The sequence below is a fragment of the uncultured Stenotrophomonas sp. genome (assembly GCF_963519925.1).
GTDB lineage: Bacteria > Pseudomonadota > Gammaproteobacteria > Xanthomonadales > Xanthomonadaceae > Stenotrophomonas > Stenotrophomonas maltophilia_AE.
The window spans coordinates 1-11,581 of sequence record NZ_CAUQPH010000117.1 but is presented as its reverse complement, the minus strand read 5'-3'; the positions used below and the strand labels follow the sequence as shown (position 1 = coordinate 11,581).

At 67.8% G+C, this 11,581-nt stretch carries 9 protein-coding genes; 4 read left to right on the top strand and 5 right to left on the bottom strand.

All coding sequences use genetic code 11. The features are described from left to right. Positions 1-352: laccase domain-containing protein (locus tag RWO33_RS16035; RefSeq protein ID WP_314106187.1), on the top strand; the 352-nt coding region annotated here is incomplete at its 5' end. 37 nt (positions 353-389) lie between these two features. Here the strand turns inward: RWO33_RS16035 and RWO33_RS16030 are convergent. From RWO33_RS16030 to RWO33_RS16010, 5 genes are all read right to left on the bottom strand, one after another. After that, positions 390-1,658: an OmpA family protein gene (locus RWO33_RS16030; protein ID WP_314106184.1), complete on the bottom strand. Its 1,269-nt coding sequence runs from the start codon at positions 1,656-1,658 to the stop codon at positions 390-392. Positions 1,659-1,957: 299 nt separating this feature from the next. Further along, complete coding sequence (gene otsA, locus RWO33_RS16025) at positions 1,958-3,325, bottom strand: alpha,alpha-trehalose-phosphate synthase (UDP-forming) (RefSeq protein WP_314106182.1); 1,368 nt, start codon at positions 3,323-3,325, stop codon at positions 1,958-1,960. Further along, on the bottom strand, positions 3,322-5,103 hold the full coding sequence (locus tag RWO33_RS16020; protein ID WP_145479397.1) for a glycoside hydrolase family 15 protein: 1,782 nt from the start codon (positions 5,101-5,103) through the stop codon (positions 3,322-3,324). Before RWO33_RS16020 ends, otsA begins: the two co-directional genes overlap by 4 nt. A gap of 23 nt (positions 5,104-5,126) precedes the next feature. Beyond that, positions 5,127-5,891 (bottom strand): trehalose-phosphatase, encoded by a 765-nt coding sequence (otsB, locus tag RWO33_RS16015; RefSeq protein ID WP_314106181.1) that lies wholly within the window; start codon positions 5,889-5,891, stop codon positions 5,127-5,129. A 110-nt stretch (positions 5,892-6,001) separates the two neighbouring features. Continuing rightward, positions 6,002-8,449: a TonB-dependent receptor gene (locus tag RWO33_RS16010; protein WP_314106179.1), complete on the bottom strand. Its 2,448-nt coding sequence runs from the start codon at positions 8,447-8,449 to the stop codon at positions 6,002-6,004. A gap of 264 nt (positions 8,450-8,713) precedes the next feature. Between RWO33_RS16010 and RWO33_RS16005 the strand changes: the two genes are divergently transcribed. The 3 genes from RWO33_RS16005 (at position 8,714) to RWO33_RS15995 (ending at position 11,521) form a co-directional block, all read left to right on the top strand. Further along, positions 8,714-9,196, top strand: coding sequence for a DUF3574 domain-containing protein (locus RWO33_RS16005; protein ID WP_314106178.1), 483 nt, complete (start codon positions 8,714-8,716; stop codon positions 9,194-9,196). A gap of 104 nt (positions 9,197-9,300) precedes the next feature. Next, positions 9,301-9,705 carry a hypothetical protein gene (locus RWO33_RS16000; protein ID WP_314106177.1) on the top strand — a complete coding sequence of 135 codons (405 nt, stop codon included), beginning with the start codon at positions 9,301-9,303 and terminating at the stop codon, positions 9,703-9,705. A gap of 94 nt (positions 9,706-9,799) precedes the next feature. After that, positions 9,800-11,521, top strand: coding sequence for a thiamine pyrophosphate-dependent enzyme (locus RWO33_RS15995; protein ID WP_314106175.1), 1,722 nt, complete (start codon positions 9,800-9,802; stop codon positions 11,519-11,521). Positions 11,522-11,581: the final 60 nt, after the last annotated feature.

Below are 11,581 nucleotides of genomic sequence, written 5' to 3'. Positions count from 1 at the left end.
GGCCGACGGCATGCTGGAGGCGACCGTGGCCGCCATGCGGACCGCGCCGGGCCAGTTGCAGGCCTGGCTGGGTCCGGCGGCCGGGCCGGCACTGTACGAGATCGGCGAGGACGTGTTCACCGCCTTCGTCGACCGCGATGCCGGTGCGGCGGCCGCCTTCAACGCCACCCGCCCTGGGCACTGGAAGGTGGACCTGTACGCGCTGGCGCGGCGCCGGCTGGTGGCCGCCGGGGTGGACCCGGCGGCGATCAGCGGCGGGCAGCTGTGCACGCTGGCCGACCCGCAGCGTTTCTATTCGCATCGCCGCGACCGCCGTACCGGCCGCATGGCCACCCTGGCCTGGATGGCCTGACGCCCACGCCCTGCGCGCAGCCACTCAGGGCGTGGCTCTACTGCAGGATCGAGTACTCGATGCGCCGGTTGCGGTCGCGGCCGCTGTCCAGCCGGTTGTCGGCTACCGGCTGTTCCTCGCCATAGCCACGCGGCACCAGCATGCCGGCCGGCACGCCCTGCGCTTCCAGCTCGGCCACCACCATTTCGGCGCGTTGCTGGCTCAGGTGCAGGTTGGTTTCGGCCGCGCCCAGGCTGTCGGTATGCCCGCCCACTTCCAGCCGCAGGCCCGGCTCGGCGGCCAGGATCGCCTGCGCGCTGGCACGCAGCATCTCGTGGCCGTCGGCGCGCAGGGTGGGCGACTTGTGCAGGAAACGGACCTTGCCCTGGTTCAGGGCGGTCACCAGTTCCTCCGGCGCGGGGGTGGCGGGCAGCTGCGACAGCGCGATCCGGCCGGCATCCCACAGGCCGCTGACCTGCAGGTGGCCGAAGCCGCGGCGCAACGTGTCGGAGACGGCAATCCGGTCGCGCGGGGACAGGCGGGTCATGTCCACGTGCAGGCGGTCGCCGTTGAACGACAGCGACAGGCCCTGGTGCCGCAGTACCGGGGCCAGGGTGACCAGGCGGTCCAGCCAGCGCGGCGCGGCGGCCTGCGGGTCGCGCAGGATGTCGCCACTGACCTTGCCGTGGCCATACTGGGCCACCAGTGCGCTCCACACCTTGCGCCGGTCGGCTTCGCCGGGCAGGCGGCCGCGCACGTCGATGACGCCATGGTGGTTGACCAGCGACAGCCGCGGCGGGCTCTGCTGTTCGGCCTGGGCCGCAGGCACGCCGGGGCTGACCCGGGTCTTCTGGTGGATCCAGCCGGTCAGGCACAGCAGCGCGCCGGCCACCAGCACCCACAACAGGCCGCGCAGGGCGGTGCCCCGCACCAGGCGCAGGGTGGGGCTGCTGCGTGGCAGGCTCGGGGCCCGGATGGGCACCGGCGGGGTGCGCGCTTCCTGTTCAAGCATGTTGACCAGGCCCGGCAGCAGGTCCGAGGCCACCACCGCGAACATGCCGGTGGGAAACGCGGCCCGGCGCGCCAGCACCGCCAGTTCTTCCCGCCCCACCACGCTTTCCAGCTGGCTGGCGAGCAGGCGCGAGGGCCGGCCGTCACCGGGGAAGTGTGTCCCCAGGCCCACCGCGTCGAAGCGCCGACGCAGGCCATGTACGCCGTCGGGGAGGCTGCGGATGTAGTCGACCAGTACGTCCACCAGGCTGCGCGCGCGGTGGCCAAGTCCCATGTGCAGGGCGGTGTCTTCGATGAAGCGTTCCAGCAGTGACATCAATCTGATTCCCGAATGCACGACCCGCGCGGCATGCACGGGTTCTGCGGGCGTCAATGTCGGGACGACCTGTCAATGCGAAATGAAAGTTGCCCGCGCCGAAGGTTACGGATATCGGCACCGTTTCGGCGATTTAGGATGCCTATCGAAACGCGACGCGTGCCGCGGCGGCGTCCTGCGCTCCAGGCGTGCTGGAAACGACACACTCCTAAAAAAAGTGCATCACGCCGGATGATGCACTGGCCAGGGGAGAAAGCGTGCCGATTACGACACGCTGTAGCCCCTCGGAGATGTCGTTATCAGCCGTTTTCCAGCGCCTGCAGGTAGGACTGCCGCCAGTGGTTGATGTCGTGGGCCCGCAGGTGCTCCATCATTGCCTGCCAGCGCTCCACGCGTTTGCGCAGCGGCATGGTGGCGGCAGTGGCGATGGCATCGGCCACGCCATCCAGGTCGTGCGGATTCACCAGCAGCGCCTGCTTCAGCTCGTCGGCCGCGCCGGCCAACAGCGACAGCACCAGCACGCCGGGGTTCTCCGGATCCTGCGAAGCCACGTACTCCTTGGCAACGAGGTTCATGCCGTCACGCAACGGCGTGACCAGGCCCACTGCGGCGGCGCGATAGAAGCCGGTAAGGGTGGCGTGGGCGAAGTTCTGGTTCACGTAGCGCAGCGGAGTCCAGTCCGGTGCGGCGAAGCCCCCGTTGATATGCCCGGCGATCTGCTCCAGCTGGCTGCGCAGCTGCCGGTACTCGGTGACGTCGCCGCGCGAGACCGGTGCGATCTGCAGGTAGGTCAGGCTGCCACGCTGGTCCGGGTGGCGCTGCAGGTAGCGCTCGAAGCCCAGGAAGCGTTCGGGCAGGCCCTTGGAATAGTCCAGACGGTCCACGCCAATGGCCAGCTGGCGGTCGCGCAGGCTGTTGCGCAGGTCGCGCACGGCCGGCTTGGCCGCCCCGGCCCTGGCCTGGCGTTCGATGTGCGCGGTGTCGATGCCGATCGGGAACGCGGCGGCGCGGAAGCGGCGCCCGCCCGGCGCCTCGAGCAGGCCGTCAGGGAGCACCTTCCCGCCGGCGAACAATCGCACGTAGGACTGGAACCGGTCCGCGTCGCGCTGGGTCTGGAAGCCCACCAGGTCGTAGGCATACAAACTGGAGAACAGCCGCAGGTGGTCGGGCATGGCCTGCAGCAGGTCGGCCGAGGGCATCGGCACATGCAGGAAGAAGCCGATGCGGCAGCCGATTCCGCGCTCGCGCAGCAGCGAGGCCAGCGGGATCAGGTGGTAGTCGTGGATCCAGACGATGTCGTCTTCGCGCAGCAGCGGCGCCAGCTTTTCGGCGAACAGCGCGTTGACCTGGCGGTAGGTCTCACGGGTGGCGCGGTCGTAGTCGACCAGATCGAGGCGGAAATGCAGCAGCGGCCACAGCGTGCGGTTGGCGAAGCCGTTGTAGTAGCCGTCCACGTCACGCTTGTTCAGGTCCATGGTGACATAGCGGATGTCGCCCTCGGTCTGCTCGTGCAGGGCGCCGCTGTCTTCCTTCACCGACTTGCCGCTCCAGCCGAACCAGACCCCGCCGCGTTCCTTCAGCGCGGCCAGCAGGCCGACCGCCAGTCCACCGGGCGCGGCCACCCCGGGCGCGGCGACACGGTTGGAGACGACGACCAGGCGACTCATGAGGCCTCCTGCCAGCTGCGCGACAGGCGCATGGCCGCGGTGACCAGGCCCACGTGCGAATAGGTCTGCGGGAAATTGCCCCAGGCTTCGCCGTTGTCGAAGGCCAGGTCTTCGGACAGCAGGCCGAGGTGGTTGCGGCGTTCCAGCAGCATTTCGAACATGTCGCGGGCTTCTTCCATGCGACCGATCGCGGCCAGCGCGTCGATGTACCAGAAGGTGCAGATGGTGAAGCTGGTTTCCGGTTCGCCGAAGTCGTCGGGCGCCACGTAGCGGTACAGCGCATTGCCGTGCTTGAGGTCGCGGCCGATGGCGTCGACGGTGGCCACGAAGCGGGCATCGGTGGCGCTGATGAAGCCGATGTCGGCCAGCAGCAGCAGCGAGGCATCCAGGCGATGGCCGCCGTAGGTGTCGGTGAAGTGGCCGAGCTCATCGCTCCAGGCTTCCTTCATGATCCGCGCGTGGATGGTGTTGGCGCGGTCGCGCCAGTACTCGGCGCGGTGGTCCAGCTTCAGCCGCACCGCGATCTTGCACAGACGGTCGCAGGCGGCCCAGCACATCGCGCTGGTGTAGGTGTGCACTTCGGTGCGGCCGCGGAATTCCCACAGCCCGGCATCGGGTACGTCATGCAGGGCGAAGGCCTGTTCGCCCAGCGGTTCCAGCCGCGCGAAGGTGTGGGTATCACCGGGGTCCTGCAGGCGGCGGTCGAAGAACAGCTGGGTGGAGGCCAGCACCACGCTGCCATACACGTCGTGCTGGCGCTGTACCCAGGCCAGGTTGCCGCGGCGCACGGGCCCCATGCCGCGGTAGCCGTCCAGCGAGGGCACTTCGCTTTCTTCCAGCTTGGCCTCGAAGCCGATGCCGTACAGCGGCTGCAGGCTGCCATCGGCGGTGGCCAGGTTGAAGATGTAGCCGAGGAACTGCTCCATGGTGCGGGTCGCACCCAGCCGGTTGAGCGCGCGCACCACGAAGGCGGCATCGCGCAGCCAGCAGTAGCGGTAATCCCAGTTGCGGATGCTGCCGGGCGCTTCCGGGATGGAGGTGGTCATCGCGGCGATGATGGCGCCGCTGTCCTCGTACTGGCACAGCTTCAGGGTGATCGCGCTGCGGATCACCGCGTCCTGCCATTCCAGCGGAATGGACAGGTAACGCACCCATTCGCGCCAGTAGTTCTGGGTGCGCTGCAGCGACTCCTGCACGTAGCCGCTGAGCGAGCGGTTCAGCGATTCGTCCACGCCCAGCACCAGGTGCACCGGATGGTTGAGCACGAACGGAAGTTCATCGCGCACCATGCGCAACGGCACGTCGGTGGTCAGGCGGAGCACGTGGTCGGGCAGGATCCAGCGGATGTGGTTGCTGCCCCAGGTGGCTTCGGGCACACGTGCGCCCCAGTCGGCCAGCGGTCGCGCGCGCACGATGATGCGCGGATTGCCGGAGAGCGGGCGCACCTGGCGGATCAGGCTGACCGGCCGGTAGAAGCGCTCGTTCTGGCGCCAGCGCGGGGCGAAATCGATGATTTCCAGCGAGCCGCCATGCTTGTCATGCAGCACGGTGCGCAGGATCGCGGTATTGGTCAGGTAGGCCTGCTCGCTGCTGACCAGGTCTTCCAGTTCGATGGCGAAATCGCCACCGACCTGCTGGTTGGGCTGCAGCAGCGCGCAGAAGGTGGGGTCGCCATCGAAGGTGGGCAGGCAGCTCCACACCACGCGGGCGTTGCGGTCGATCAGGGCGCCGAAGCTGCCGTTGCCGACCACGCCGAGGTCCAGGTTGGAGGGGGTCATGGGATGGGGGTTCTCTCGCGGATTCATTGGGCGTTCTGCAGCAGCCAGGCGTGCACGTCGCCCACGTGGGGCAGGGCGAACACCGCGGCGCTCGGCTCGCGCTCGCCGACCAGCACGCTCCAGCCGTGCAGGAGGTTGGCGGCCTCGAAGCCGAACTCGTCGGTCAGGTCGTCACCGACGAATACCGGCACGCGGCCGCGGAAGGGGGCCTGCTGCATCAGTTGGTGGAGGGCGCGGCCCTTGTCGCTGCCTTCGGGCACGAACTCGACCACGTGGTCGCCGGGTTGCAGCCGGTAGCCGGGGTGGTTGCCCAGCTGTTGTTCGGCGAAGGCGCGCACATGCGGCTCGGCCAGTGGCGCAGCACGCCAGTGCAGGGCCAGGCTGCGGCCCTTGTCTTCGATCAGCACGCCGGGATGGCCGTGCGCGAAGCGCATGGCCTGCTGGTGCACACCGTGCAGCCACTGGCTGGTGTCGGTCGTGTCGTTGGCACTGGCGGCGGGCGCGGCCTGGCCGTGTGCACGCACCTGGTGGCCATGCAGGCCGGCGGCGGGAAGGTGCAGCGGTGCGAACAGGGCATCCAGCTGTGCAAGCGGGCGCCCGCTGATCAGCGCGACGGCACCGTCGAGCCGGTCGCTGATGCGGCCGATCGCCTCGCGCACGCCGGGCAACAGCACCACCGCGTCGGGGTCGTCGGCAAATTCAATGAGGGTGCCATCCACGTCCAGGAACAGCGCGCACGCAGCGTCCAGCAGTGGCGGCGGCGGACGTAGGGGGAAGTCGTTGGCCATGCGCGCCAACATGCCACCGGGAATGTGAAATCCCGGTGCGGACACTGCGCCGCACCGGGATTTCATTCATCTCCGCCCGCTCTTGTAGAGCCGGGCCCTGCCCGGCTGCCTCAGAACGTGTAACGCACTCGGCCGTAGTAGTAAGCACCATTGCTGCCGATCGGCGACAGCACGTCATACGGCAGGTTGCCGAAGTAGTAGATATCTTCGTTGGACAGGTCCGAATAGTTGTCGGTCAGGTTCTGCCCACCCAGCGCCACGCTCCACTGCGGCGTGATGCGGTATTCCACTTCGGCATCCAGCTGCCACTCCGCCCCATAGGTCTGGCGCGGTACATAGCCATCGCCGAAATTGAACACCCGGGTCACGCTGCCATAACGACTCAGGCGGCTGCTCAGGGTCCAGCGGTCATTGGCCCAGGTGGCGGCCAGCTGCGTGCGCGTCCGTGGGGTCGCATCGGTCAGCGTGTTGGTTTCCTCCAGGCCGAACAGCACATAGTCTGGATCCAGCGCGAGCAGGCTGTCCGGGGTATCCAGCACGTTCTTCAACGTGGTCTTGTTGTAGGCGTAGGTGCCGGTCAGCAGCAGCTGTCCGTCGCCCAGTGCCTGCCGCCAGTTGGTCACCAGTTCGGCACCGCGCGTGCGCGTATCGGCGGCGTTGACGAAGAAGTTCGCGCTCTGCAGCCCGGCCACGCCGAACTGCTGCTGCACGTAATCGGTGAGCGCATCGCCGGTGATGCTTTCCGACAGCGCGATGCGGTCATCGATGTCGATCTGGTAGAAGTCCAGCGACAGGTCGAAGTGGTCGCCGATGCGGCTGGTGAAGCCCAGGCTGGTATTGACCGACTTCTCCGGCTTCAGGTCGGCCGCGCCGAGCCCGCGCGCGATCGGGTTGTTCACCGACAGGGTGCGGCCCTGAACGAGCTGGCCGGCGGCGTTGTAGCCGGTGGAGGTGGACTCGTAGCCGATCTGTGCCAGCGACGGCGCGCGGAAATTGTTGGAGATCGCACCGCGCAGTGCGAACGCCGGGGCGAACTCATAGCGCAGGCCCAGCTTGCCGGTGAGCTCGCCGCCGTAATCGTCGCTGTGTTCGTAACGCGCCGCGAGATCGCTGGAGAAGTGGTCGCCGAACTGGCTGGACAGGCTGGCATACGCGCTGGCGACATCGCGGCTGAGCGAGGTGGCGTCCTGCGGGCTCAGCCCGCCACCGGCCTGCGAGCCGGTCGGGCGGTCGGTGTAGGGGCCGGCGGCATAGCTGGCCGGGTCGCCCGGACGGGTCTGGAAGTGGTCGCGGCGTGCTTCGGCGCCAAGGCCGAGGGTGTGGCTGTTGTTGCCCTGGGTGAACACCCGGCTCAGGTCGAGATTCCCCACGGTGAGTTCATTGCGGTAATCGCCGGTCTTGAACCGGGTCGGGCTGCCCGGGCCGAGCGAAGCGTTGAGCGAATCGCGCAGCCGGTAGGTGAAGTCATTGAAGCCGTAGTCCAGGCTGGCATCGTAGTTCCACTCGCCCCACTGGCCCTTGGCGCCGGCCACGGCCTGCACGTCGCGGTTCTCGCCTTCGGAGATCGGGCGGTAACCGTTCGGGTACAGCTCGGTCCAGTTGGCGTCGCTGTCGGGGTAGCGGAAGTAGTTGGCGCCTTCGCTGTCGCGCTGGTTGAAGGTGCTGAAGAAGTAGAACTTCGAGGTTTCGCCGAACGGCAGTTCGGTGTTGATCCAGGCGTTGAGGTCCTTGGTCTTGCCATCGCCCAGCACGTAGTTGCGCTGGCCCTGCAGGGCCAGGTTGGTATCGCTCTGGTCCCACGGCGGAATCTGGTCGAAGCCGGCGCGGTTGGTGCCTTCGCGGTTCTTCAGCTCCAGGCCCACGCGCAGGAAGCCGCCGTCCTCGCCCAGCCGGGTGCCGACCTTGGCGCTGGCGAAGCTGGTCTGGCCGTCGGTAAGGGTGCGGTTGATCGGCTCGAGGTCGGTGTGGTTGGCGCCGAAGCTGGCTTCGATGGCGCCGCCTTCCGGGGCGTCGTCGAGGATCACGTTGATAACACCGGCCACGGCGTCGGAGCCGTACAGCGCACCGGCGCCGTCGCGCAGCACTTCAATGCGCTTGATCGCGCTGACCGGAATCGAATTGAAGTCGACCGGGGTGGTGCCCTTGCCGATCTTGCTGTCGGTGTTTACCAGCGCGCTGGTGTGGCGGCGCTTGCCGTTGACCAGCACCAGCACCTGGTCGGGCGACAGGCCGCGCAGCTGCGCGGCGCGCACATGGTCGGCGCCGCCGGAGTTGGACTGGCGCGGGAAGTTGAACGAGGGCAGCAGCGCCTGCAGCGCGCTGCCCAGCTCGCCGTTGACCACGCCGGCTCGGCGGATGTCTTCCGCAGTGAGCACGTCCACCGGCGAGGTGGATTCGAGCACGGTGCGGTCGATGGCGCGGGTGCCGGTGACGATCACCGTGTCCAGCGTGGCGGGGGAGGCGGGCGCGTCCTGCGCGTGGAGATCCTGTGCCAGCAGGGGGGAAGACAGGACCAGGGCAATGGCAAGGCCAAGGCGCGACGCGGACGGACGGGACATGCAGGCTCCAGCAACAAATCGGGGGGAGGGGTAGAGCCGGGCTCTGCCCGGCTGGTCCCAGATGAAACTATTGTTCCATCCGGATGAAGCGATATATTATCTTGGCGTGATCCGCACCTGTGATGCAAGTCCCAGTACTGACGGATATCAGCTGATAACCCGAAGTGATCTGCACGGATCCCGGAATCCCTCACCCTGTCCATCGCGTAGCGACACGCCATGCGTGTCCCACGGAACCCCCGAAGCATCCGGAGCCCCCGCACCATGAAACTCTCCCCCCTGCTGTTGGCCGCCGTCCTGGCCCTCGGCGGCTGCGCCACCACCACCCCGACCCCGCGCACGCCTGCATCCGCCACCCCCACCGCCACCCTCCAGGGCGACGCCGCCCGTCCGGATGCGGCGACCAACTGGGTGCGCAGCGAGCTGTACTTCGGCGTGGGCGAGGAGAGCGGCACCTCGGATCGCCAGCAGACCGACGCGATCAGCGAGGCGCAATGGCGCGAGTTCCTGGACAAGCAGGTAACGCCCCGCTTCCCGGACGGCCTGACCGTGTTCGATGCCTACGGACAGTGGCTGTTCCGCGGCGCCAAGGAGCCCAATCGCCTGCGCACCAAGGTGCTCGTGGTGCTGCACGAAAACACCCCGCAGCGCCGCGCCGACATCGAGGCGATCCGCTTGGCGTGGAAGCAGGCAACGAAGCACCAGTCGGTGCTGTGGGCGCAGCAGGCGGTGGAGGTGTCGTTCTGATCGCAGCAGGTGAAGTCGTTGCGACGCCTGGAGCGATGTTTTTCTGGAAGCACATGCAATGGGCATGGCAAATGATGGGGAACCATCGATTCCAAGGAGTTGCAGTGCATTCCGTAGGTTCCAGTTCCCCGCAGGCGTCGGTCGCGCGGCAAGCAGTCGCGTCGCAGACCAACGACAAGCAGCAGGCAACGATCGGCACGCAGACGCTGTCCGTCGCTGAAATCAGCAACCGCCCGGCGGAAGCCGCAGCTGCGGCCCCGACGTATCCCGCCCTCCAGGACCCTGTCGGGGTGGCACTGGAACGGTCGCCTCCGCGGGTTTTCCGCACCTTCATGGAACTGATGGTGTCCGAGGGGTACATGCCAAGGGAGATCCAGGCGGAGGTTTACATGCAATCCGGCCTCCCTCAGCAGGTCGGCACGCTGCTTGCCCAGATTCGACGCAATTCCGACGCGTTGGACGCCTTCCCCCGGCTGCTGGCCCAGGCAAAGGCAGCCGAACCGGAATAACACCAACGTATGAACCGGGTACGCGCTGATTCGCACGCCGGTGTCACCTTCGCAGGTCTAGGCTGGTACTTCCCCCGAACGTGGAAGTGCCGTCATGAGCAAGCGCGTTGCCGAAATCGTCGTCGATACCCTGCAGGCAGCCGGTGTGCGGCACTGTTACGGCATCGTCGGCGACACCCTGAACCATGTCACCGATGCGATCCATCGCAGCGACATTGACTGGGTGCACGTGCGCCATGAAGAGACCGCGGCGTTCGCGGCCGGTGCCGATTCGCTGATCAGTGGCCAGCTCACCGCCTGCGCCGGCTCCTGCGGTCCGGGCGGGCTGCATTTCATCAATGGCATCTTCGAGGCCAACCGCAACCGCGCCCCGCTGGTGCTGATCGCCAGCCAGGTGGTCACCACCGAACTGGGCATGGAGTTCCCGCAGGAAGTGGATTTCAAGGTGGTGTATGCCAGCTGCAGCGTGTTCTGCGAGCAGGTGTACAACCCGCAGCAGGCGCGCCGGGTGGTGGCGCTGGCCTGCCAGGCGGCGATCAGCCGGCGCGGGGTGGCGGTGGTGATCCTGCCGGCGGACATCGCCGAAGCCGAGGTGAAGGACGACGTGCCGTTCTCGGTGCACCATGCGCAGCCGGTGCTGCGCCCCAGCGACGACGAGCTGCAGCGCATTGCCGCGCTGATCGGCGAGGGCAAGCGCGTGGGCATCTATGCCGGTGCCGGTTGCGAACACGCACATGACGCGCTGGTGGCGCTGGGCGCGCGGCTGAAGGCACCGATCGCACACACCTCGCGCGCCAAGGATTTCGTCGAGTACGACAACCCGTACAACATGGGGATGACCGGCATCTTCGGCATCGAGTCGGGCTACCACACGCTGATGGCGTGCGACACGCTGCTGCTGCTCGGTGCCGACTTCGCCTGGGGCCAGTTCTACCCGGACAAGGCCACCCTGATCCAGGTGGACCGCGACGGCAGCCATCTCGGCCGGCGCCACCCGGTGCAGCTGGGCGTGGTGGGCGACATCGGGCCGACCCTGGAGGCGCTGCTGCCGCTGCTGCCCGAGCGCGAGGACCGCAGTTTCCTGGACGAATGCATCGAGCACCGCGAGAAGGCGCTGGCGACGCGGGCGAAGGAGGAGCATCCCGGCGAGGGCAGCCTGATCCACCCGCAGCACCTCACCGCGCTGGTCGACCGCCATGCCAGCGAGGATGCGCTGTTCACCGCCGACTGCGGCTCGCCGATGGTGTGGGTGTTGCGCCATACGCGCGCCAACGGGCGCCGGCGCACCCTGACCAGCCTGCTGCACGGCACGATGGCCAACGCCATGCCGCAGGCGCTGGGGCTGCAGAAGGCGTTCCCGGGACGGCAGGTGATCTCGCTGTCGGGCGACGGCGGGATTGCGATGCTGCTGGGCGACCTGCTGACCGCGGTGCAGGAGAACCTGCCGATCAAGGTGGTGGTGTACAACAACAGCTCGCTGAACTTCGTCGAGCTTGAGCAGAAGGTGCAGGGCCTGCTGGACAACTACACCGATCTGAAGAACCCCGACTTCGGTCGCCTGGCCGAGGTGATCGGGTTCTACGGGCGCACCGTGACCCGCAGCGAGGACCTGGAGCAGGCGGTGCAGGACGTGCTGGCCCATCCCGGCCCGGCGCTGCTGGACGTGCATACCAGCCCCACCGAACTGGTGATGCCGGCCCAGGTGGAAGCCAAGCAGGTAGCCGGTACCGCGTTGTACGCGGCCAAGGCGCTGCTGCACGGGCGGGTAGGGGACGTGCGCGACCTGCTGGCGAACAATTTCCTCAACAAGCCGTGATTTGACCCGGTACGTGAGTCGGTAGCGCCGGCCGTTGGCCGGCCCACGGACCGCCTGGGC

What these genes read in the sequence shown, in the direction of transcription:
- RWO33_RS16005 (WP_314106178.1), top strand. Translation starts at nt 8,714, where the DNA reads ATGAAACTCTCCCCCCTGCTGTTGGCCGCCGTCCTGGCCCTCGGCGGC.
- RWO33_RS15995 (WP_314106175.1), top strand. Translation starts at nt 9,800, where the DNA reads ATGAGCAAGCGCGTTGCCGAAATCGTCGTCGATACCCTGCAGGCAGCC.
- RWO33_RS16020 (WP_145479397.1), bottom strand. Translation starts at nt 5,103, where the DNA reads ATGACCCCCTCCAACCTGGACCTCGGCGTGGTCGGCAACGGCAGCTTC.
- RWO33_RS16030 (WP_314106184.1), bottom strand. Translation starts at nt 1,658, where the DNA reads ATGTCACTGCTGGAACGCTTCATCGAAGACACCGCCCTGCACATGGGA.
- otsA (WP_314106182.1), bottom strand. Translation starts at nt 3,325, where the DNA reads ATGAGTCGCCTGGTCGTCGTCTCCAACCGTGTCGCCGCGCCCGGGGTG.
- RWO33_RS16010 (WP_314106179.1), bottom strand. Translation starts at nt 8,449, where the DNA reads ATGTCCCGTCCGTCCGCGTCGCGCCTTGGCCTTGCCATTGCCCTGGTC.
- otsB (WP_314106181.1), bottom strand. Translation starts at nt 5,891, where the DNA reads ATGGCCAACGACTTCCCCCTACGTCCGCCGCCGCCACTGCTGGACGCT.